Below are 20,064 nucleotides of genomic sequence, written 5' to 3'. Positions count from 1 at the left end.
CGCATGAATCTTGTAATTATTCGACAGGACGGCTTTCAAAACCCACGCTCTTCCAACGCCTGCCTGAATTCGTACCGACAACGATACTCACGCGACGCGCGCCAAAATCCGGCGTTGCGCCTGATACTGGACATTCTGTGCGTCGCCCTGCAACTCCTCCAGCGCCTTCGTCAGCACGTCCTGGAACAACGGCAATAGCACCTCCAGTTGACCGGTAATTCCTGCGTCGGCCGCGAGATTGCCGACGAGTCGCTGATAGCCGTCGAAGCCAAACATTCGCTCTCTGATCGGACTCAGAACCCGGCGACGGTCGTCGTTTCGCTCCTCGCTCATCTCGACGTATCCGAGATGTTGAAGGTCGAATGCAGCTCCAATCACCTGCCCCTGACTACCGCCGAGGACGCAACTCAACTCATGCAAGGTCATGCCAGGAAACGCACAAATCAAACTGAGCGCCCGTGCCGCCATCGGCGTCATCTGCAACGCGTTACCCAGTGCCGAAGCTCGGCAACCCTCGTAGACGGCCATGAAGGAGTGAAATCGGGAAAGTGAATCGTTCGTGGTCATAGTTCATTAGTTTTTCTGATCCCAACAAGGCCACCGCCCTTCCAGCAGCCACCTGCCTGCCGGAATTCGTGCACTTCCCCGACCGCTCAGGCATCCCCCGCACGATACGTCAAAGCTCCACTGAATTCAACCATATTGGAATGTTACATTCCAATATGGACGTTCATCGTAATCGGAATGAAGACCACCATATGGTTCTATGACTACACGTTCCGCCCCGCCCACTGATGACAACCAAGACGCGCTGCTTGCCGCCCGCGTCGGAACCGCCATTGCTGAACGACGCCGAGCACTCGGCCTTACCCAAGCCAAGTTAGCGGAATTGATCGACCTGGAACAGGAAGCGGTCAGCAGGTGGGAAAGGGGAACGCGCGTACCGACCTTACATCGGCTTCAACAGCTCAGCGACGCGCTGGAATGCTCGGTAGATCAGCTATTGCAACGAGGATCGAAACGGCCGGACGACCAACTCGCGATGATCGCAGATGCGCTCGATGGATTGGATAGCAACGAGCGCGAACTCGTCGTGAATTTCGTCCAGCAATTCGCTGACATGCTCAAGGCCAAGCATCCCTATAGGAGCAAGCGGCGCAAGTAGGGTCAGGATTCGAAACGATATCGAACGTACTCATCCCATGCCGGGTCGATCAGCGAAGTCGACACCTCGCCTGCCTTAACTTCCGGAACGTTTTCGAGAAGCATCAGCAAGCTGTCAGTGAAACCTGCTCGCGAGAGGCTGCCTCCAAAATCCTCTCGGATCGCGGCGGCCAGATCGCGAATCTGATCGATTGTAAGCGGCGGGAAGTCGTTTTGTTGTTGAGTATCGTTCATGTGACGACCATCTTCGAATCCGCAGTCGCCGACAACTGGGTGAAAACAATCCCCATCGTGCTCCCGCCCCAAATTTTACGGCATCCCTACCTCGCCCCCTCCCGGATACGGAGGACACTCGGCCTTTCGTCTAACAATGCCAACCCGATCGCCTCTCTCCGTTGACACTGCGAGAGCTCGCACATAGACTCACCAACTCTGGTTACCATTTTTTTGAAGAACATGGCCGTCGGTTTGAACAAAGCAGAGCTTACTGGTGACGACTCAGTACGAGCGACTAGATCACATCACTCGTCCCCGCCCCTACCACCCGCAGGCACCGAAGCACAACTGAGCTACCCTGGAAAACTGCCGATTTCCGAAATCTTGACGCCTGTCGTATCTGCATACAGGCGCCTATCCGATGATCAACTTATAGAGCAGCGTTTTATACACGCGAACAGCTTCATTTGGTCAGACAACTGGTTCGGACTGCACTCCATAATTGAGTCTCGAGAGAAAGCCGAGATGATTTATCTCGATCCTCCTTATGCAACCGGACGCTCCTTTTCCTCTCGGAAACAGGAACATGCATATCATGATGTATTGGACGATGCAGCATACCTCGAGTTCATGCGCCGCCGCCTTGTCTTAATGAAAGAAATTTTAGACGACAAGGGATCGATCTATGTCCACATAGGGCATCAAATGGTGACTGAACTCAAGGTGATCATGGACGAGGTATTTGGTCGAAAGAACTTTCGCAACATAATTTCTCGACGCAAATGTAGCAGCAAGAATTTCACGCAACATCAATTTGCGAATCTGAACGACTACATACTTTTTTACACAAAGACCAACGACTACGTTTGGAATCAACCAACCAAATCAGCCACTGACGAATGGATTGCCAAAGAATATTCAAAAGTCGATTTACGAGGTCAGTATAAGCTTGTACCGGTCCACGCACCAGGGACCAGGAATGGCGAGACAGGCATGGCATGGAGAGGGGTATTACCACCAACCGGCAAGCATTGGCAATATACCCCTGCGAAACTTGAAGAATTGGATGCAGCAGGAGAGATTCACTGGTCAAAAACCGGAAACCCTCGACGAAAGGTCTACTTAACGGAAGGTAAGCGGATCGCATTGACTGATTACTGGGAAGATTTTCGGGATGCACATCACCAGAGCATTTTAGTCACCGGATACCCAACGGAAAAAAACTTTGAGATGATGAAAATGCTTGTCAGTGCGAGCAGCTCAGAAGGTTCTCTTGTTTTAGATCCATTTTCGGGATCAGGCTCGACGCTTCATGCCGCCGAGGTCCTTCAGAGGCGCTGGATCGGGATCGATGAATCCTTTGCTGCAGCCAAGACTACTATCAGTCGCTTGATGAAGGGGCGCCAGCCAATGGGGGATTTTGTAACACGAGAGTCAAATCACAGCCTCTTTCCTGAAGAAGATATGGAGCCCCTGCGTCACGAGAGCGGGGCTGTCGACTTCAATGTATATGTTGATTCTGAAATCTCGACGGCCTACCCAGAGAAGGTCAGTGAGCTACGTGAATTTCTCCGGTAGTTCCCATTAGCCAAAATTTATCGACACGATATGGCGCGGTTTTGAGGGTGGTAACTCTCACGTTACCATCCCACCCGCCATCCAATTCACACGCCTCCGACCACGTATCGCCATGCGCAAGGCCAGGTCCATCTGAAACAAAGATAATTCGAAACGCTTTACCAAATTCCTCGCAAAACTTCTTCGCCTTACTTACTTTATCAGAGTTACCACCCGTACGATCGTCCGATTGCGCACCTCCTCTAGTCGAATCATATCGAGCAAAACCAATCGCCCGAACGGCGTCGTCACCGCAAGAACGAATTACGAAATCACACGGAAATCTTCCAACGTAGTCACTATACACCGTAGAAAGTTCGATATCACGTCCCGCACCTCGCGGACCTTCGATCGAGAAGGTGTTACCAAGGGCCCCTTCAAACCAAGAAAAAAAACGATCCGTTAAGAGATACCCCAGTTGCCCACGAGTATCATACTCACCAATTAGTGCTGCAAGAGCAGCCTCCTCATCACGAGAGAGATTTGCGAACTGCCGACGCAAAACCTCAATCGCTTTAAACGTGTGTCCCAAATTTTCGACTAGAGTTTGCGTCGACACCTTAGTAATTTTCTTCGCCATTTCGGTATCGAGCACAGGGGAGACGCAACGCCTAAACATCTTGAGCAACGACATACGTTGCTCAGACGTGAAATCAGAAGATCTTATGCGCCCAAGAAGGTCCGCGCTATTCTCCGCAACACCCACCAATCTCTTAAAATTATCGATATCAGGCGCGTATTTCGCGTTGCAAACCTGCAAAATCTCAGGAAAACGAACAGCAGCATCAATAGCTGTTATTATCGAACCCGGATTATCAATTGTGGTCAAATATTTGTTATTCACGTCATTCTGTACGAGTGGCTAAAAGCCATACGTTAGCACTCGTGCAGCCGACTGTACATCTTGCGATGAACTTTGTCGGTCATGATCTCCGGGCGTCTCGAGTCGTTTGACACTGGCAATATCGATAGCCGCTTACCAAAGCATACTCCTAGGCGACGCCACCGCCCCAGCATCGAGCGATGCCAGTTTCGCTGCCACCGCCCCAAACCGCCCGCTTGCCATCCCCACCCAAACCCCTGTAGAATTACGCGTTCTGCGGGCGTCGTATAATGGCCATTACCTCAGCTTCCCAAGCTGATGACGTGGGTTCGATTCCCATCGCCCGCTCCACTTTCTGCTGCACTGCAGCCTGCGCATGAGCCGCCTCGTCGAAGGCGGCTTTTTTGTACCATGTGCCGGTTCATCCGCCACACTGCTGCGCAACGGGGCCCTCGCCCGAACCCAGCCTTTCTCTGTCACCGATGATGCACGACGATCCGAACGAAGCCGGCCAGCCGCCGCACGATGCCGCCCTTCCCGACGAAGCCGCCGACGGCGCCGACGAAGTCAATCCGCTGCACCGCCGCCGCATCCGCAGCTTCGTGACGCGCGCCGGCCGCGTGTCGACCGGCCAGCGCCGCGCGCTCGACGATCTGGGCCCGCGCTTCGTGGTGCCGTACGCACCGGACATCCCGGACTGGGACGCCATATTCGGCCGCAGCGCACCGCGCATCCTGGAGATCGGCTTCGGGATGGGCGCATCGACCGCCGAAATCGCCGCACACCGCCCGGGCGACGACTTCCTCGGCGTCGAAGTGCACGAGCCGGGCGTCGGCGCGCTGCTGAAGCTGATCGGCGAGCAGGACCTGCCGAACATCCGCATCATCCAGCACGACGCCGTGGAAGTGCTCGAGCACATGCTCGCGCCCGAAAGCCTCGACGGCGTGCACATCTTCTTCCCCGATCCGTGGCACAAGGCGCGCCACCACAAGCGCCGGCTGATCCAGCCGCCGCTCGTCGCGCATCTCGCGTCGCGCCTGAAACCCGGCGCGTACCTGCATTGCGCGACCGACTGGCAGAACTACGCCGAACAGATGCTCGAAGTGCTCGGCGCCGATCCGTCGCTCGAAAACACGGCCGCCGACTACGCGCCGCGCCCCGACTACCGCCCCGTGACGAAGTTCGAACGACGCGGGCTGCGGCTCGGCCACGGCGTGTGGGATCTGGTGTTCCGCAAGCGCGCGAGCTGAATCCCGCCGCAGCGGCGCATCGCACGCGGCGCGCCGCGCCATGAAAAAACGGCCCGACCGGCATCTGCCGATCGGGCCGTTTTGCATGGGATACGCGCCCGCGTCACCCCGGCGTCACGCCCAGTTCAGCCACCCGCTATAGCCGACGAGCAGCACGAACAGGCCGAACGCGATCCGGTACCACGCGAACACCGTGAAATCGTGCGTCGCGACGTAGCGCAGCAGCCAGCGCACGCAGACGAACGCACTGACGAACGCCGCGACGAGCCCGAGCGCGAACAGGCCGATCGAGTCGACCGTGAACGCCTGCCAGTCCTTGACGGTTTCATAGAGCGTCGCGCCGAAGATGATCGGAATCGCGAGGAAGAACGAGAATTCGGTGGCGACGCGCCGATCGAGGCCGAACAGCATCCCGCCGATGATCGTCGAGCCCGAGCGCGACATGCCGGGCACCAGCGCGAAGCATTGCGCGATGCCGACCTTCAGCGCATCGAGCGGCGTGAGCGCATCGATCGACTGCACGCGCGGCGGCTCGCTGCGCTCGCGCTGCCGCGCCTCGGCCCACAGGATGATCGCGCCGCCGACGACGAGCGCGAACGCGACCGGCACCGGCGAGAACAACACGGCCTTGATCTTCTTCTCCAGCAGCAGGCCGAGCGCGATCGCGGGAATCGTCGCGATCACGACGTTCAGCGTAAAGCGCCGCGCGTCGGGCCGGCCCGGCAGGCCGGACACGACCGATACGATCCGTTGCCGGTATTCCCAGCAGACGGCGAGGATCGCGCCGAACTGAATGACGACGTCGAAGGTTTTCGCGTGCGCGTCGTTGAAGTTCAGGAAGCTGCCGGCAACGATCAGGTGACCGGTACTCGATACCGGGAGGAATTCCGTCAGCCCCTCGACAACGCCGAGGATCAATGCCTTGCAGATCAGGATCCAGTCCATCCGTGGCCCAACTCCGAAGTGGTCGAAAGAAAGGGCCGCATTACCGCCGCGGCCCACCCGGCCGCGCGCGGTGCATCGTCACTTTTCGACGATCGCCACGCGTATGCCGTTTGTAAGAATCGTAATTGTACCGGGTTCGTAGTTCACACCGGCAAATTGCAGTTGTTCGGGCTTGAACGTGTAGATCGGATAGTTGGTCAGGACTTGCGTCGCGAGCAGGCCCGCGGCCGCGCCGACCTGTTGCGCATACATCTGCGCGTCGCCGTCGAGCACGAGGCTGTCGACGGCCGGCGCCTTCAGCACGACCGAGCGGCTCGGCGCGTCGTACGCGAGCTGGCCCGACACGGTGAACTTGCCGCTCACGGGTTCGCGCAGGAACGGGCTCGCGAAGTGTGCGTCGAGCTGCACGGCAACGCGGTTCTGGTCGGGCAGCAGGTTGACGGCCGGATTCACGAGCGACACGTCGACGACCTGCGCGACCGTCTTCTGGTACGGAAACTTGCGCGCGACGGCTTTCTGCACGTCGCCGCGCGAGAACGTGTAGTGATCGGGGATGAACGGGAACGTCGACGCGCAGGCGGCGAGCGATACCGACACGCCGATGGCGCCGGCGCAGACGGCGAGGAAACGGCGCCGGCCGGGCGTGCAAGGTGCGGTCATGCTGGAAATCTCCTGTGTCGGGCGGAGCGGCAGGCTGGCTATCGGCTCCGGCCCATGGCGGGGCAATGGACCCACGTTAGTGCGGCGGCGCGGGCTGGCGGTTCCATGCGCGCGCTGACGGCGTCCGACGCGGTGCCCGCACGGCGCGGCGGCGGCGCGCTACCGCGCCGGGCGGGCGCCCCCGGACGGCTGCGTCGCGACTTCGAGGCGCGTGAGCCACGCGAGCGCATCGTCGCGCGACGCACCGCACATCTCGGCGGACGGCTGCAGCCCGGAACAGCAGGCGGGCCGCTCGGGCCGGCCGAAGATCCGGCAGCGCAGGTCGTCGCCGAGCTGCACGCAGCGCACGCCGGCCGGCTTGCCGTCCGGCATGCCCGGAATCGGGCTGGAAATCGACGGGGCGATGCAGCACGCGCCGCACCCCTCGCGACACGCATGCGGCGGCGGGACATCGGCGGGCGCCGGGCGAACAGGCATTTCGACGGACACTCGGCTCTCTCGAACGAACAACAAAAAACGGTGCGGCAACCGGACGCGGGGTGCGGCAGCCCACTGCGCATTGTGCCACCGCCGGCTGCGACGTTATTACACAATGCAGGCCAAACGCGCGTTTATATACTCGAAAGCATCCAGAAAGCGCGAGACCACCATGAGTTCCGGTTCTGCCGACACGATGTTCCGTCCCGATCTGCTTGCGAAATACGGCGCAAACGGGCCACGCTATACGTCGTACCCCACCGCACTGCAGTTTCGCGACGATTTCGACCCGGCCGACTACGTGCGCGCCGCGAGCGATCCCGGTGCGTCGTCGAGCGAGCTGTCGCTGTACGTCCACATCCCGTTCTGCAACACGGCCTGTTTCTACTGCGGCTGCAACAAGATCGCGACGAACAACCGCCGCCGCGCACGCCCGTACCTCGACCAGTTGAAACGGGAAATGGCGTTGCAGGCCGCACTGTTCGACCCCGCCCGCCCGGTCACGCAGCTCCACTGGGGCGGCGGCACGCCAACCTTCCTGTCCGACGCCGAAACGGCCGAGCTGATGGCCGCCACCCGCGAACACTTCACGCTCGCGCCGGACGCCGACGCCGAGTTCTCCATCGAGATCGACCCGCGCACGGTCACGCCCGCGACGCTCGTCCACCTGCGCACGATCGGCTTCAACCGGCTGAGCCTCGGCGTGCAGGACTTCGATCCGGTCGTGCAGCAGGCGATCAACCGGATCCAGCCGCTCGCGATGACGGCCGACCTGTTGAGCGCCGCGCGCGCGACGGGCTTCCATTCGGTCAGCGTCGACCTGATCTACGGGCTGCCGCACCAGACGGTCGCCGTGTTCGCGCGCACGCTCGAGACGATCATCGAGCTCGCGCCGGACCGGCTGTCGGTGTTCGGCTACGCGCACATGCCGAACCTGTTCAAGATGCAGCGGCAGATCGACGACGCGGCGCTGCCGCCGCCCGCCACGCGCATCGCGCTGCTCGGCCTCGCGATCGACATGCTGACGTCGGCCGGCTACGTGTACATCGGGATGGACCACTTCGCACGGCCGTCCGACGAGCTGGTGCGCGCGCAGCGCAACGGCACGCTGCAGCGCAATTTCCAGGGCTACAGCACGCGGGCCGATACCGATCTCGTCGGCTTCGGCGTGTCGTCGATCGGCAAGGTCGGCGACGTCTACGCGCAGAACGCGAAGGACCTGCCGGCCTATGGCGCCGCGCTCGACGCGGGCCGGCTGCCGATCGCGCGCGGCGTGCGGCTCACGCCCGAGGACCGGCTGCGCCGCGACGTGATCACGCAGCTCATGTGCAACCTCGAACTGCCGTTCTCGCATATCGAGGCCGCGCACGGCATCCGCTTCGCCGATCACTTCGCGCGCGAGCTCGACGCGCTGCGCCCGTTCGAGCGCGACACGCTGCTGACGATCGCCGCCGACCGCCTGACGATCCATCCGGCCGGCCGGATGGTCGTGCGCAATATCGCGATGGCGTTCGACGCGTATCTCGGCCAGACGCCGCGGCACAGCTATTCGCGCACCGTCTGATACCGCGCGGCCGCGGGCGGGTGGCGGGTTTGATACAGTTAGGGGCTCGACGCCCCTGCAAGAACCCGCCCCATGCGCACCACCAAAGCAACCAACGCAGTCGAACGCCTGAAAACCCGCTCCGGCAACCCGCAGTTCGCGGCCGTCGCGGTGGCCGGCGGCCTGTTCTACCTCGTCGACCGCTCCGGCGGCACCGCCGAGAAGCGCTGCGAGCCGCTGCCGCTCGATGCATTCGTCAAGTTCGTCGACGAATTCGGCCCCAAAAAACCGCGCAAGGCGAGCAAGCTGGATCTCGCATTCGAAGCGCAGATCAAGAAGAGCAAAGGGTAAAGGTCTGTTGCACGCGGCCGGCAGGCTTGGTCGCCGCCCCGTTTGGTACAATTACGAAGTTTCTCTATCCCCGCTGACGGCCGACCTGGCTGCGTGACCACACCATGAATATCGAAAACGCGCGTTTCAATATGATCGAACAACAGATCCGGCCGTGGGACGTGCTGGATCTCGACGTCCTGGGTCTGCTGTCGATCGTCAAGCGTGAAAAATACGTTTTGCCCGAACATCGCGATCTCGCGTTCGCCGACCTCGAGCTGCCGCTGCCCGGCGGCCACGCGAAGATGCTGTTCCCGCGCGTCGAAGCGCGCGTGCTGCAGGAACTGGCGGTCAAGAAGCACGAGAACGTGCTCGTGATCGGCGCGGGCTCCGGCTACCTGAGCGCGCTGTTCGCGCACCGCGCACGGCACGTGACGGCGATCGAGATCGATCCGGCCATCGCGAAGTTCGCGGAAGAGAACCTGCGCAACGACGGCGTGACGAACGCGGAAGTCCTGCTCGGTGACGGGTCGCTCGGCTGGGCGGACAAGGCGCCGTACGACGTGATCTGTGTCGCCGGCGGCCTGCCGCTCGTGCCGCAGCAACTGCTCGAGCAGTTGAAGGTCGGCGGCCGCCTGTCGGCATTCGTCGGCGGCCGTCCGGTGATGAAGGCGCAGATCATCACGCGCATCGACGACAAGCAGTACCGTGTCGCCGACGTGTTCGAAACCTACGTCGACCACCTCGTGAACGCGATCGAACCGTCGCGCTTCAAGTTCTGAGCGGCGGCCCCATGCAGATCCTGACGCCTGCGATGCTCGCGGAATGGCTTCGCGATTCGGCACGTCCCGCGCCGATCGTGCTCGACGTGCGCGAGCCGTGGGAAATCTCGACCGCGCAGATCGCCGGCAGCATGTCGATCCCGATGCAGCAGATCCCCGCGCGCAGCGAGGAGCTCGACGACGAAGCGGAAATCGTCTGCGTGTGCCATCACGGGATGCGCAGCGCGCAAGTCGCGATGTTCCTCGAATCGCGCGGCTTCACGAAGCTGTACAACCTGCAAGGCGGGATCGACGCGTGGTCGCGCGACGTCGATCCGTCCGTGCCGCGCTACTGAGCACCTGACCTTCCCGGCGGCGCATCGCGCGCCGCCACGTCGACCGGCACGCTGCCGCCGGCCGCACCGATCCGCCGAACGGGCGCGCATGGCGCGCCCGTTTCTGTTTTCGCCCTGCCCCACTCCCCGCCCCCCGCCCCCGTAGCATGCGATGACGATGTCGCGCGGTCTCGCTGCCCGCGACAGCCGTCACATCGTGCACGCCGTTCAGCCGGCGATGCCCGCGCTCGAACACGAACGCACGCCGTGCACCATTTGCGCACGCACGCACCGCAACGGGTCGTACATGCTGCACGACGCGTCATGCGCACCGCGCCGACGCCCCGCGCCCTCCCCGCACAGGCACGCCCGGCGTGCATCCGCGCGACTGGCACATGCCTTGCGTTACCCCGATGCAGGCGCCGTCACGGCGCACGCCAATCCAACACGTCAAGGGGAACCCGATGAAACGTCGCAGTCTGTTGAAGTTCGGTTCGATGGCCGGTGCGCTCGCGCTGGCGGGCAAGAGCCCGTTCGCGCACGCGGCCGATGCGGGCACGGGCCCGATCAAGGTCGGCATCCTGCATTCGCTGTCGGGCACGATGGCGATCTCCGAAACGTCGCTGAAGGACACGGCGCTGATGACGATCGCCGACATCAACAAGAACGGCGGCGTGATGGGCCGCAAGCTCGAGCCGGTGGTCGTCGATCCCGCGTCGAACTGGCCGCTGTTCGCGGAGAAGGCGCGCCAGTTGCTCACGCAGGACAAGGTCGCGTGCGTGTTCGGCTGCTGGACGTCGGTGTCGCGCAAGTCGGTGTTGCCGGTGTTCGAGGAGCTGAACGGCCTGCTCTACTACCCGGTGCAGTACGAAGGCGAGGAAATGTCGCGCAACGTGTTCTACACGGGCGCCGCGCCGAACCAGCAGGCGATCCCGGCCGTCGAATACCTGATGAGCGCGGAAGGCGGCGGCGCGAAGCGCTTCTTCCTGCTCGGCACCGATTACGTATATCCGCGCACGACCAACAAGATCCTGCGCGCGTTCCTGAAATCGAAGGGCGTGAAGGACGCCGACATTCAGGAGGTCTACACGCCGTTCGGCCACAGCGATTACCAGACCATCGTCGCGAACATCAAGAACTTCGCGCAGGGCGGCAAGACGACCGTGGTGTCGACGATCAACGGCGATTCGAACGTGCCGTTCTACAAGGAGCTCGGCAACCAGGGGATCAAGGCGACCGACGTGCCGGTGGTCGCGTTCTCGGTCGGCGAGGAGGAACTGCGCGGGATCGACACGAAGCCGCTCGTCGGCCATCTCGCCGCGTGGAACTACTTCATGTCGGTGAAGAACCCGACCAACACGAAGTTCAAGGACCAGTTCGCCGCGTGGGTGAAGGCGAACAACCTGCCGGGCGGCGCGAAGCGCGTGACCAACGATCCGATGGAGGCGACCTATGTGGGCATCCACATGTGGAAGCAGGCCGTCGAGAAGGCGAAGAGCACCGACGTCGACAAGGTGCGCGTCGCGATGATCGGCCAGACGGTCGCCGCGCCGTCGGGCTTCACGCTCGCGATGGACGGCAACCATCACCTGCACAAGCCGGTGATGATCGGCGAGATCCGCGGCGACGGACAGTTCAACGTCGTGTGGAAGACGAAGACCGTGGTCCGCGCGCAGCCGTGGAGCCCGTTCATCGCGGGCAACCAGGGCAAGCCGGACATCGTCAGCTCGATTCCAGCGTTCCTGCGCCGGCAGCGCGCCGCGCTGGCCTGATGCGATGCGAAGCGAAGCGCTGCACTTCGGTGCGGCGTTTCGCTTGCACATACGTGCGCGACCGCCGGCACTCACGGTAACGAACCGCGCTCGCGCACGCACTGCCACATGAATTCGCTTTCCTACGCCCGACAGGATCTCCCGATGCCTACACGCTTTCGCCGCGCCGCCGTCGCGGTCGTCGCCTGTGCCGCGCTGGCGGGCATGCTGCCGCGCGCCGCATTCGCGCTGACGGCCGCCGATGCCGCCGCACTCGCCGGCGACGACTTCGACGCGAAAGCGGCCGCAGTCGATCGGCTCGCGACCGATGCCGATCCGCGCGCCGTCGCGCTGCTCAATGCGCTGTCGACCGGCGATGCGCTCGCGACCGGCGACGGCCACCTGCTGATCCAGACCGGCGACACCGCGCACGATGCGCTCACGCAGGCCGCGACGCCGGCCGGCGACGCGCAGCCGGTGATGCTGAACAACCTGCTGCGCACGAAGATCGCCGGCGCGCTGTCGGGTCTCGCGCTCGCGTCGCCCGATGTCGCCGCGCGTCGCGACGCGATCGACGCGCTGCTGAAGTCGCCCGACCCAGCGCTCAAGCCGATGATCGACCGCGCACGCGCCAAGGAAACCGATCCCGCGCTGAAGCGCCGCCTCGACGCACTGTGGGCGATCGCCGCGCTGCACGACGCCGATCCGGCGAAGCGCCTCGAAGCCGTGCAGGTGGTGGCTGCGCGCCACGATCTCGACATGATCGAGCAGTTGCGCCCGCTCGTCGCGAAGAACGCCGACGGCAGCTATGCGGAGCCCGACGCGCAGGTGCGCGACGCCGCGCAGCAAGGGCTCGATGCGTTGCACACGCTGCAGCGCCGCGGCGAGATCGCGGGCACCATGTTCGCCGGTTTGTCGCTCGGCAGCGTGCTGCTGCTCGCGGCGCTCGGCCTTGCGATCACGTACGGGCTGATCGGCGTGATCAACATGGCGCACGGCGAATTCCTGATGATCGGTGCGTACGCAACCTATGTCGTGCAGACGCTGATCCAGCGCTATGCGCCGGCCGCGTTCGACTGGTATCCGCTCGTCGCGGTGCCCGCGTCGTTCGCGGCGGCCGCACTGGTCGGCATCGTGCTCGAACGGCTCGTGCTGCGGCACCTGTACGGCCGCCCGCTCGAGACGCTGCTCGCGACCTTCGGCGTGAGCCTGATCCTGATCCAGGCGACCCGCATGCTGTTCGGCGCGCAGAACGTGCAGGTCGTGAACCCGTCGTGGATGAGCGGCGGCGTGACCGTGATGCAGAACCTGATCCTGCCGTACAACCGGCTCGCGATCCTCGCGTTCGCGCTCGCGGTGGTCTTCGTCGCGTGGGCCGTGCTGACGAAGACGCGGCTCGGCCTGTTCGTGCGCGCGGTCACGCAGAACCGCCGGATGGCGGCGTGCGTCGGCGTGAAGACGGCGCGCGTCGATGCGTATGCGTTCGCGTTCGGCGCGGGCATCGCGGGCCTCGGCGGCTGCGCGCTGTCGCAGATCGGCAACGTGGGGCCCGACCTCGGGCAGAACTACATCATCGATTCGTTCATGGCGGTCGTGCTCGGCGGCGTCGGCCAGATCGCCGGCACCGTGCTCGGCGGCTTCGGGCTCGGCCTCGTCAGCAAGGCGATCGAGCCGTTCTGGGGCGCGGTGCTCGCGAAGATCGCGGTGCTCGTGATGATCGTGCTGTTCATCCAGAAACGTCCGCAGGGCATGTTCGCCCCGAAGGGACGCAGCGCGGAGGCCTGACCTGACATGACTTCACCTTCAATCACCGATTCGTTGTCGAACCCGGTTGCCGACGCGCCGAAGCCTGCCGCGGCCGCCGCGCGCGCGGGCGAACGCTTCGCGCTCGGCCTGCCGCCCCGCCCCGCACTGCTGTCGCGCCGCGCATGGCTCGCGCTCGTCGCGCTGTGCGTCGCGATCGGCATCGGCGTGCCGCTCGCCGCGCTGGTCGCACCGGAGTCGAGCGCGTTCCATCTGTCCGCGTACGCGATGACGCTCGCCGGCAAGCTGATGTGCTACGCGATCGCCGCGCTCGCGCTCGATCTCGTGTGGGGCTACTGCGGGATCCTGAGCCTCGGCCACGGGCTGTTCTTCGCGCTCGGCGGCTATGCGATCGGCATGTACCTGATGCGCGAGATCGGCCGCGACGGCAAGTACGGCAGCGACCTGCCCGACTTCATGGTGTTCCTCGACTGGCACCAGTTGCCGTGGTACTGGAGCGGCACGCAGCATCTCGCCTGGGCGCTCGCGCTGGTCGTGCTCGTGCCGGCCGTGCTCGCGTGGGTGTTCGGCTTCTTCACGTTCCGCTCGCGCGTGAAGGGCGTATACCTGTCGATCATCACGCAGGCGCTGACGTTCGCCGCGATGCTGCTGTTCTTTCGCAACGAAACGGGCTTCGGCGGCAACAACGGCTTCACCGACTTCAAGCGCATCGCCGGGTTTCCGATCACGTCGCCCGGCACGCGCACGGTGCTGTTGCTGCTGACCTTCGCGACGCTCGTGCTCGCGTTCCTCGTCGCGCGCGCGATCGTCGCCAGCAAGCTCGGGCGCGTGGTCACCGCGGTGCGCGACGGCGAGACGCGGCTGATGTTCCTCGGCTACAGCCCGCTCGCGTACAAGCTGTTCGTGTGGACGCTGTCGGCCGTGCTGTGCGGGATCGCGGGCGCGCTGTACGTGCCGCAGGTCGGCATCATCAATCCCGGCGAGATGTCGCCCGGCAACTCGATCGAAATGGCGATCTGGGTCGCGGTCGGCGGGCGCGGCACGCTGATCGGGCCGATCGTCGGCGCGTTCGCGGTGAACGGCGCGAAGAGCTTCTTCACCGCGTACTTCGCCGAATACTGGCTGTTCTTTCTCGGCCTGATCTTCGTGCTGGTGCCGCTCCTGCTGCCGCGCGGCATCATGGGCCTCGTCGACACGCTACTCGCAAAGGGGAAACGCGGATGAACGGCACGGCGCTCTACCAGTTCACGCCACCACCGCCCGACGACGACGGGCTGACCGTCAGCGGCACCGCATCGATGGGCCGCGTCGTGCCGCCCGGCATCGACACGTCGCACGGCACGATCCTCTACCTCGAGGACATCGAAGTGAGCTTCGACGGCTTTCGCGCACTGAAGAAGCTGTCGCTCGAGATCGACGCGGGCGAGCTGCGCTGCGTGATCGGCCCGAACGGCGCGGGCAAGACGACGATGATGGACGTGATCACCGGCAAAACGCGTCCCGACGCGGGCAAGGTGTTTCTCGGCCAGACGCTCGACCTCGCGCGGATGAACGAGCCGGAAATCGCGCGGGCGGGGATCGGCCGCAAGTTCCAGAAGCCGACCGTGTTCGAACAGCATCCGGTGTGGGAAAACCTCGAACTGGCGATGCAGACCGACAAGGGCTGGCTCGCGTCGTTGCGCGCGCGGCTCGACCGCGATGCGCAGGCGAAGATCGAGGAGACGCTCGCGCTGATCGGCCTCGAAAGCGACGCGTATCGCGCGGCCGGCGAGCTGTCGCACGGGCAGAAGCAGCGGCTCGAGATCGGCATGCTGCTGATGCAGCGCCCGGCGCTCCTGCTGCTCGACGAACCGGCGGCCGGGATGACCGACCACGAGACGATGGAACTCGCCGCGCTGCTGAACACGCTGCGCGGCACCTGCTCGATGATGGTCGTCGAGCACGACATGGACTTCGTCGCGGCGCTCGCGGGCGACACGGGCCGCGTGACGGTGATGGCCGAAGGCGCGGTGCTCGCGCAAGGCACGCTCGATCAGGTCAAGCGCGACGACGCGGTGATCGAGTCTTACCTCGGACGATGATGCGATGCTGAAGATCGATGCACTGAACCAGTACTACGGCGGCAGCCATATCCTGCGCAACGTGACGCTGGCCGCCGACGACGGCAAGCTCACCGTGCTGCTCGGCCGCAACGGCGTCGGCAAGAGCACGCTGCTGCGCTGCCTGATGGGCGTCGTCGCAGCGAAAAGCGGCAGCGTGTCGTGGCGCGGCACGGCGCTCGGCGCGCTGCCGCCGTATGCGCGCGTCGCCGCCGGGCTCGCGTACGTGCCGCAGGGCCGCGACATCTTTCCGCGTCTCACCGTCGAGGAGAACCTGCTCGTCGGCGCGGCAAGCCGCCGCGCGCCGTCGAAGGTGCCCGACCGCATCTACGACCTGTTCCCGGTGCTGAAGGACATGCGCGCCCGGCGCGGCGGCGACCTGTCGGGCGGTCAGCAGCAACAGCTCGCGATCGGTCGCGCGCTGATGAGCGAGCCGCAACTGCTGATCCTCGACGAGCCGACCGAGGGCATCCAGCCGTCGATCATCCAGGACATCGGCCGCACGCTGCGCCAGCTCGTCGACGAATCGAAGATGACCGTGCTGCTCGTCGAGCAGTATTACGACTTCGCGCGCTCGATCGCGGATCGCTACTGGGTGATGAGCCGCGGCGAGATCGTCGCGGGCGGCGATGCGCGGGACATGGAAACGAACGGCGTGCGCGAGCTGATCGCCGTGTAGCGACGCAGACGGCGCGCGACGGTGCCGGGCGGCAACGGCCCGGCAAGCGTCGGCGCTGCCGCCAGTCGTCCACGCCGCATTCAGCCACGCGAAAGCTGAATCGTATAGTGTTGCGGTTGCATCCACGTCCGCCGCGCCCGCGCCTGCTCCTCCGTCCTCCCGCTTCCCGCCGATGTCCGCTCCCGACTCCCACGCCTCGCTGTCCCGCCCCGCCATCGCCAAGTCGTGGCACGGCCGCCTGGAACTCGGCTTCGAACGGCACGGCGCGCGCACGACGCTCGCGCATCGGCTGCACGACGGCCCGCTGCGCGTGCAGCGGCCGCTGTATCCGGAAGGCGATGCGATCTGCCACGCGGTGATCCTCCATCCGCCGGGCGGCGTCGCGGGCGGCGACCGGCTCGACGTCGACATCGCGCTCGGCGACGGCACGCACGCGGTGCTGACGACACCCGGCGCGACCAAGTGGTACAAGTCGAACGGCCTCGACGCGACCCAGCGCATCGGCATCGCGCTCGGCGCGCACGCAAAGCTCGACTGGCTGCCGCAGAACAACCTGTTCTTCGACGCGGCGCACGCCACGCTCGACTTCACGGTGACGCTCGGCGCGGGCGCGAGCGCGATCGGCTGGGACGCGACGCAACTCGGCCGGCAGGCAGCCGGCGAAGCGTGGTCGGCGGGCCGCATCGCGTCCACGTCGGCGCTCGTCGACGCCGACGGCCGGCCGTTGTGGACCGAGCGCGCGCTGCTCGACGCGCGCGATCCGCTGCGCGGCGCGCTGCAGGGCCTCGCCGGCTTCCCCGCCTACGGCACGCTGTGGGCGGCCGGCGCCACGTGCGACGCCGCGCTCGCCGAAGCACTCGCCGCGCAACTGCCGTTCGACGACACGCTGCGCGCGGGCGCAACCTGCGTGGCGCCCGGCGTCGTGCTGGTGCGCGCGCTGTCGACGTCGATGGAAGCGCTGCAGCGCCTCTTCACCGACTGCTGGCTGCACCTGCGGCCGATCGTGCACGGCGTCGACGCACGGCCGTTGCGAATCTGGCAAACCTGAGCGCGCCATACACGGCGCGCACCATTTCGGCGCAGCGCGGCGTCGGCGCTGCATGCGCTTCATGCATCGCGCACCACGAACGCGCATGGCCGTGCGCGCCGACGACATGGCACATACCTTGCTGCTTACATAACGGATACACGACGCACGAAAAACGGCGCGGTGCTACGATGACCCGCGCATTCGCCGGAACCCTGAGCACCGATAAAAATTACGTTTTCCTGAACGATTGCCTTCATGAAACTGACTCCCCGAGAAAAGGACAAGCTGCTGATCTTCACGGCGGCCCTTTTGGCCGAGCGCCGCCGTGCGCGCGGACTGAAGCTCAACTATCCGGAAGCGGTCGCGTTCATCACCGCCGCACTGATGGAAGCCGCGCGCGACGGCAAGACCGTCGCCGAGGTGATGCACTACGGCACGACGCTGCTCACGCGCGACGACGTGATGGAAGGCATCCCCGAGATGATCCCCGACATCCAGGTCGAGGCGACCTTCCCCGACGGCACGAAGCTCGTCACCGTCCACCACCCGATTCCGTGACCGAGGCCCGCGCATGATCCCCGGCGAAATCCTCACCGACGACGGCGAACACGAACTGAACGCGGGCCGCGCCACGCTCTCGCTCGTCGTCGCGAACACCGGCGACCGCCCCGTGCAGGTCGGCTCGCATTACCACTTCTTCGAAGTCAACGACGCGCTGTCGTTCGACCGTGCGGCCGCGCGCGGCTTCCGGCTCAACATCGCGGCCGGCACGGCCGTGCGCTTCGAGCCGGGCCAGACGCGCACCGTCGAGCTCGTCGCGCTGGCTGGCGAGCGCGTCGTCTACGGTTTTCAGGGCAAGGTGATGGGGCCGCTGTAAGCGCCCCGCTCTTCAGGAACAGCAACATGACACTACGCTTGAGCCGCCGCGCGTACGCGGAAATGTTCGGGCCGACGACGGGCGACCGCGTGCGGCTCGCCGATACCGAGCTGCTGATCGAGATCGAACGCGACTACACGATCTACGGCGAGGAAGTGAAGTTCGGCGGCGGGAAGGTGATCCGCGACGGGATGGGCCAGTCGCAGCGCGTGGCCGCCGACGTGCCCGACACGGTCGTCACGAACGCGGTGATCCTCGATCACTGGGGCATCGTGAAGGCCGACATCGCGATCAAGCACGGCCGCATCGCCGCGATCGGCAAGGCCGGCAATCCCGACATCCAGCCCGGCGTGACGATCGCGATCGGCGCGGCGACGGAAGTGATCGCCGGCGAAGGGCTGATCGTCACCGCCGGCGGCATCGACACCCACATCCACTTCATCAGCCCGCAGCAGATCGACGAGGCGCTCGCATCGGGCGTCACGACGATGCTCGGCGGCGGCACGGGGCCGGCCACCGGCACCAATGCAACGACCTGCACGCCGGGCCCGTGGCACATGGAGCGGATGCTGCAGGCGGCCGACGGCTGGCCGATCAACCTCGGCTTTCTCGGCAAGGGCAACGCGAGCCTGCCGCAGCCGCTCGTCGAGCAGGTCGCCGCCGGCGCGATCGGCCTGAAGCTGCACGAGGACTGGGGCACGACGCCCGCCGCGATCGACAACTGCCTGTCGGTCGCCGACGACACCGACACGCAGGTCGCGATCCACACCGACACGCTGAACGAAGCCGGCTTCGTCGAATCGACGGTCGCCGCGTTCAAGGGCCGCACGATCCACACGTACCACACCGAAGGCGCGGGCGGCGGCCACGCGCCCGACATCCTGAAGGTGTGCGGCGAGGCGAACGTACTGCCGTCGTCGACCAACCCGACGCGCCCTTACACGATCAACACGCTCGAAGAACACCTCGACATGCTGATGGTGTGCCACCACCTCGATCCGTCGATCGCCGAGGATCTCGCGTTCGCCGAATCGCGGATCCGCCGCGAGACGATCGCGGCCGAGGACATCCTGCACGACCTCGGCGCGCTGTCGATGCTGTCGTCGGACTCGCAGGCAATGGGCCGCGTCGGCGAGGTGATCATCCGCACGTGGCAGACCGCGCACAAGATGAAAGTGCAGCGCGGCGCGCTGCCCGAGGACGGCGCGCGCAACGACAACTTCCGCGCGAAACGCTATGTCGCGAAGTACACGATCAACCCGGCGATCACGCACGGGATCGCGCACGAAGTCGGCTCGATCGAGCCCGGCAAGTGGGCCGACCTCGTGCTGTGGGAGCCGGCGTTCTTCGGGATCAAGCCGTCGATGATCCTGAAGGGCGGGATGATCGCGGTCGCGCAGATGGGCGACCCGAACGGGTCGATCCCGACGCCGCAGCCGGTGCACTACCGCGAGATGTTCGCCACGCGCGGCGGTGCGCTTGCGCGCACGTCGCTGACCTTCGTATCGCAGATGGCCGCCGATGCGGGCATCGCCGAACGCTACGGGCTCGCGAAGCGCATCGTGCCGGTGCGCAACTGCCGCAACGTGACGAAGGCCGACATGATCCACAACGCATGGCGTCCGTCGATCAGCGTCGATCCCGAAACCTACGACGTGATCGCCGACGGGCAGTTGCTCACCTGCGAGCCCGCGTCGGTGCTGCCGATGGCGCAGCGCTATTTCCTGTTCTGATTGCCGGTTC

At 64.7% G+C, this 20,064-nt stretch carries 22 protein-coding genes and 1 tRNA gene; 17 read left to right on the top strand and 6 right to left on the bottom strand.

The genetic code is table 11. The annotated features are described in order from the left end of the window. Positions 1-87: 87 nt before the first annotated feature. Positions 88-567: a helix-turn-helix domain-containing protein gene (locus tag DCN14_RS18880; RefSeq protein WP_096503501.1), complete on the bottom strand. Its 480-nt coding sequence runs from the start codon at positions 565-567 to the stop codon at positions 88-90. Between the two features lie 199 nt (positions 568-766). Here DCN14_RS18880 and DCN14_RS18875 point away from each other — a divergent pair, with 199 nt between their 5' ends. Continuing rightward, on the top strand, positions 767-1,165 hold the full coding sequence (locus DCN14_RS18875; RefSeq protein WP_096503499.1) for a helix-turn-helix transcriptional regulator: 399 nt from the start codon (positions 767-769) through the stop codon (positions 1,163-1,165). Positions 1,166-1,167: 2 nt separating this feature from the next. Here the strand turns inward: DCN14_RS18875 and DCN14_RS18870 are convergent, their stop codons facing one another. After that, positions 1,168-1,398: a hypothetical protein gene (locus tag DCN14_RS18870; protein WP_096503497.1), complete on the bottom strand. Its 231-nt coding sequence runs from the start codon at positions 1,396-1,398 to the stop codon at positions 1,168-1,170. A 507-nt stretch (positions 1,399-1,905) separates the two neighbouring features. Between DCN14_RS18870 and DCN14_RS18865 the strand changes: the two genes are divergently transcribed. Next, positions 1,906-2,958, top strand: a complete 1,053-nt coding sequence (locus DCN14_RS18865; RefSeq protein WP_240327396.1) for a site-specific DNA-methyltransferase — start codon at positions 1,906-1,908, stop codon at positions 2,956-2,958. Here the strand turns inward: DCN14_RS18865 and DCN14_RS18860 are convergent. Further along, on the bottom strand, positions 2,930-3,841 hold the full coding sequence (locus tag DCN14_RS18860; protein WP_096503493.1) for a hypothetical protein: 912 nt from the start codon (positions 3,839-3,841) through the stop codon (positions 2,930-2,932). The two genes, DCN14_RS18865 and DCN14_RS18860, sit on opposite strands and share 29 nt — an antisense overlap. A gap of 255 nt (positions 3,842-4,096) precedes the next feature. Here DCN14_RS18860 and DCN14_RS18855 point away from each other — a divergent pair. Both DCN14_RS18855 and trmB read left to right on the top strand, forming a co-directional pair. Continuing rightward, positions 4,097-4,171 (top strand) — tRNA-Gly (locus DCN14_RS18855). A 131-nt stretch (positions 4,172-4,302) separates the two neighbouring features. Next, a complete protein-coding gene (trmB, locus tag DCN14_RS18850; RefSeq protein WP_096503491.1) occupies positions 4,303-5,070 on the top strand; it encodes a tRNA (guanosine(46)-N7)-methyltransferase TrmB in 768 nt (255 codons plus the stop codon). Positions 5,071-5,184: 114 nt separating this feature from the next. On the opposite strand, the gene DCN14_RS18845 is transcribed toward trmB, so the two are convergent. The 3 genes from DCN14_RS18845 to DCN14_RS18835 form a co-directional block, all read right to left on the bottom strand. After that, positions 5,185-6,015 (bottom strand): undecaprenyl-diphosphate phosphatase, encoded by an 831-nt coding sequence (locus tag DCN14_RS18845; RefSeq protein WP_096503489.1) that lies wholly within the window; start codon positions 6,013-6,015, stop codon positions 5,185-5,187. 78 nt (positions 6,016-6,093) lie between these two features. Next, positions 6,094-6,675, bottom strand: coding sequence for a DUF1439 domain-containing protein (locus DCN14_RS18840; protein WP_096503487.1), 582 nt, complete (start codon positions 6,673-6,675; stop codon positions 6,094-6,096). Positions 6,676-6,834: 159 nt separating this feature from the next. Further along, positions 6,835-7,152, bottom strand: coding sequence for a YkgJ family cysteine cluster protein (locus DCN14_RS18835; RefSeq protein WP_096503770.1), 318 nt, complete (start codon positions 7,150-7,152; stop codon positions 6,835-6,837). 172 nt (positions 7,153-7,324) lie between these two features. Here DCN14_RS18835 and hemN point away from each other — a divergent pair, with 172 nt between their 5' ends. From hemN to ureC, 13 genes are all read left to right on the top strand, one after another. Next, a complete protein-coding gene (gene hemN, locus DCN14_RS18830; protein WP_096503485.1) occupies positions 7,325-8,716 on the top strand; it encodes an oxygen-independent coproporphyrinogen III oxidase in 1,392 nt (463 codons plus the stop codon). Positions 8,717-8,788: 72 nt separating this feature from the next. Then, positions 8,789-9,046: a hypothetical protein gene (locus tag DCN14_RS18825; RefSeq protein WP_096503483.1), complete on the top strand. Its 258-nt coding sequence runs from the start codon at positions 8,789-8,791 to the stop codon at positions 9,044-9,046. A gap of 104 nt (positions 9,047-9,150) precedes the next feature. Next, positions 9,151-9,807 carry a protein-L-isoaspartate O-methyltransferase gene (locus DCN14_RS18820; protein WP_096503481.1) on the top strand — a complete coding sequence of 219 codons (657 nt, stop codon included), beginning with the start codon at positions 9,151-9,153 and terminating at the stop codon, positions 9,805-9,807. Between the two features lie 11 nt (positions 9,808-9,818). Beyond that, complete coding sequence (locus tag DCN14_RS18815; RefSeq protein WP_096503479.1) at positions 9,819-10,142, top strand: rhodanese-like domain-containing protein; 324 nt, start codon at positions 9,819-9,821, stop codon at positions 10,140-10,142. Between the two features lie 443 nt (positions 10,143-10,585). Then, positions 10,586-11,893: an urea ABC transporter substrate-binding protein gene (urtA, locus tag DCN14_RS18810; RefSeq protein WP_096503477.1), complete on the top strand. Its 1,308-nt coding sequence runs from the start codon at positions 10,586-10,588 to the stop codon at positions 11,891-11,893. A 144-nt stretch (positions 11,894-12,037) separates the two neighbouring features. Further along, complete coding sequence (gene urtB / locus DCN14_RS18805; protein WP_096503475.1) at positions 12,038-13,657, top strand: urea ABC transporter permease subunit UrtB; 1,620 nt, start codon at positions 12,038-12,040, stop codon at positions 13,655-13,657. A 6-nt stretch (positions 13,658-13,663) separates the two neighbouring features. Continuing rightward, a complete protein-coding gene (gene urtC, locus DCN14_RS18800; protein ID WP_096503473.1) occupies positions 13,664-14,860 on the top strand; it encodes an urea ABC transporter permease subunit UrtC in 1,197 nt (398 codons plus the stop codon). Further along, positions 14,857-15,717, top strand: coding sequence for an urea ABC transporter ATP-binding protein UrtD (urtD, locus tag DCN14_RS18795; RefSeq protein ID WP_096503471.1), 861 nt, complete (start codon positions 14,857-14,859; stop codon positions 15,715-15,717). The genes urtC and urtD overlap by 4 nt, the downstream gene beginning before the upstream one ends. A gap of 4 nt (positions 15,718-15,721) precedes the next feature. Next, positions 15,722-16,414, top strand: a complete 693-nt coding sequence (urtE, locus tag DCN14_RS18790; RefSeq protein WP_096503469.1) for an urea ABC transporter ATP-binding subunit UrtE — start codon at positions 15,722-15,724, stop codon at positions 16,412-16,414. A gap of 172 nt (positions 16,415-16,586) precedes the next feature. Then, complete coding sequence (locus DCN14_RS18785) at positions 16,587-17,462, top strand: urease accessory protein UreD (RefSeq protein ID WP_096503467.1); 876 nt, start codon at positions 16,587-16,589, stop codon at positions 17,460-17,462. Positions 17,463-17,699: 237 nt separating this feature from the next. Beyond that, on the top strand, positions 17,700-18,002 hold the full coding sequence (locus DCN14_RS18780) for an urease subunit gamma (protein WP_096503465.1): 303 nt from the start codon (positions 17,700-17,702) through the stop codon (positions 18,000-18,002). Positions 18,003-18,015: 13 nt separating this feature from the next. Next, positions 18,016-18,321 (top strand): urease subunit beta, encoded by a 306-nt coding sequence (locus tag DCN14_RS18775; protein ID WP_096503463.1) that lies wholly within the window; start codon positions 18,016-18,018, stop codon positions 18,319-18,321. Positions 18,322-18,347: 26 nt separating this feature from the next. Next, a complete protein-coding gene (gene ureC / locus DCN14_RS18770; protein WP_096503461.1) occupies positions 18,348-20,054 on the top strand; it encodes an urease subunit alpha in 1,707 nt (568 codons plus the stop codon). Positions 20,055-20,064: the final 10 nt, after the last annotated feature.

The organism is Burkholderia sp. IDO3 (assembly GCF_003366075.1).
GTDB classification, from domain to species: Bacteria; Pseudomonadota; Gammaproteobacteria; order Burkholderiales; family Burkholderiaceae; genus Burkholderia; species Burkholderia anthina.
Note: the sequence above shows the minus strand (reverse complement) of the source record. Positions and strands in the feature narration are given on the sequence as shown.

Excerpts from the sequence above, each read along its gene's own strand:
- DCN14_RS18880 (WP_096503501.1), bottom strand. The coding sequence starts at position 567 with ATGACCACGAACGATTCACTTTCCCGATTTCACTCCTTCATGGCCGTC.
- DCN14_RS18875 (WP_096503499.1), top strand. The coding sequence starts at position 767 with ATGACTACACGTTCCGCCCCGCCCACTGATGACAACCAAGACGCGCTG.
- DCN14_RS18870 (WP_096503497.1), bottom strand. The coding sequence starts at position 1,398 with ATGAACGATACTCAACAACAAAACGACTTCCCGCCGCTTACAATCGAT.
- DCN14_RS18865 (WP_240327396.1), top strand. The coding sequence starts at position 1,906 with ATGATTTATCTCGATCCTCCTTATGCAACCGGACGCTCCTTTTCCTCT.
- trmB (WP_096503491.1), top strand. The coding sequence starts at position 4,303 with ATGATGCACGACGATCCGAACGAAGCCGGCCAGCCGCCGCACGATGCC.
- DCN14_RS18845 (WP_096503489.1), bottom strand. The coding sequence starts at position 6,015 with ATGGACTGGATCCTGATCTGCAAGGCATTGATCCTCGGCGTTGTCGAG.
- DCN14_RS18840 (WP_096503487.1), bottom strand. The coding sequence starts at position 6,675 with ATGACCGCACCTTGCACGCCCGGCCGGCGCCGTTTCCTCGCCGTCTGC.
- DCN14_RS18835 (WP_096503770.1), bottom strand. The coding sequence starts at position 7,152 with ATGCCTGTTCGCCCGGCGCCCGCCGATGTCCCGCCGCCGCATGCGTGT.
- hemN (WP_096503485.1), top strand. The coding sequence starts at position 7,325 with ATGAGTTCCGGTTCTGCCGACACGATGTTCCGTCCCGATCTGCTTGCG.
- DCN14_RS18825 (WP_096503483.1), top strand. The coding sequence starts at position 8,789 with ATGCGCACCACCAAAGCAACCAACGCAGTCGAACGCCTGAAAACCCGC.
- DCN14_RS18820 (WP_096503481.1), top strand. The coding sequence starts at position 9,151 with ATGAATATCGAAAACGCGCGTTTCAATATGATCGAACAACAGATCCGG.
- DCN14_RS18815 (WP_096503479.1), top strand. The coding sequence starts at position 9,819 with ATGCAGATCCTGACGCCTGCGATGCTCGCGGAATGGCTTCGCGATTCG.
- urtA (WP_096503477.1), top strand. The coding sequence starts at position 10,586 with ATGAAACGTCGCAGTCTGTTGAAGTTCGGTTCGATGGCCGGTGCGCTC.
- urtB (WP_096503475.1), top strand. The coding sequence starts at position 12,038 with ATGCCTACACGCTTTCGCCGCGCCGCCGTCGCGGTCGTCGCCTGTGCC.
- urtC (WP_096503473.1), top strand. The coding sequence starts at position 13,664 with ATGACTTCACCTTCAATCACCGATTCGTTGTCGAACCCGGTTGCCGAC.
- urtD (WP_096503471.1), top strand. The coding sequence starts at position 14,857 with ATGAACGGCACGGCGCTCTACCAGTTCACGCCACCACCGCCCGACGAC.
- urtE (WP_096503469.1), top strand. The coding sequence starts at position 15,722 with ATGCTGAAGATCGATGCACTGAACCAGTACTACGGCGGCAGCCATATC.
- DCN14_RS18785 (WP_096503467.1), top strand. The coding sequence starts at position 16,587 with ATGTCCGCTCCCGACTCCCACGCCTCGCTGTCCCGCCCCGCCATCGCC.
- DCN14_RS18780 (WP_096503465.1), top strand. The coding sequence starts at position 17,700 with ATGAAACTGACTCCCCGAGAAAAGGACAAGCTGCTGATCTTCACGGCG.
- DCN14_RS18775 (WP_096503463.1), top strand. The coding sequence starts at position 18,016 with ATGATCCCCGGCGAAATCCTCACCGACGACGGCGAACACGAACTGAAC.
- ureC (WP_096503461.1), top strand. The coding sequence starts at position 18,348 with ATGACACTACGCTTGAGCCGCCGCGCGTACGCGGAAATGTTCGGGCCG.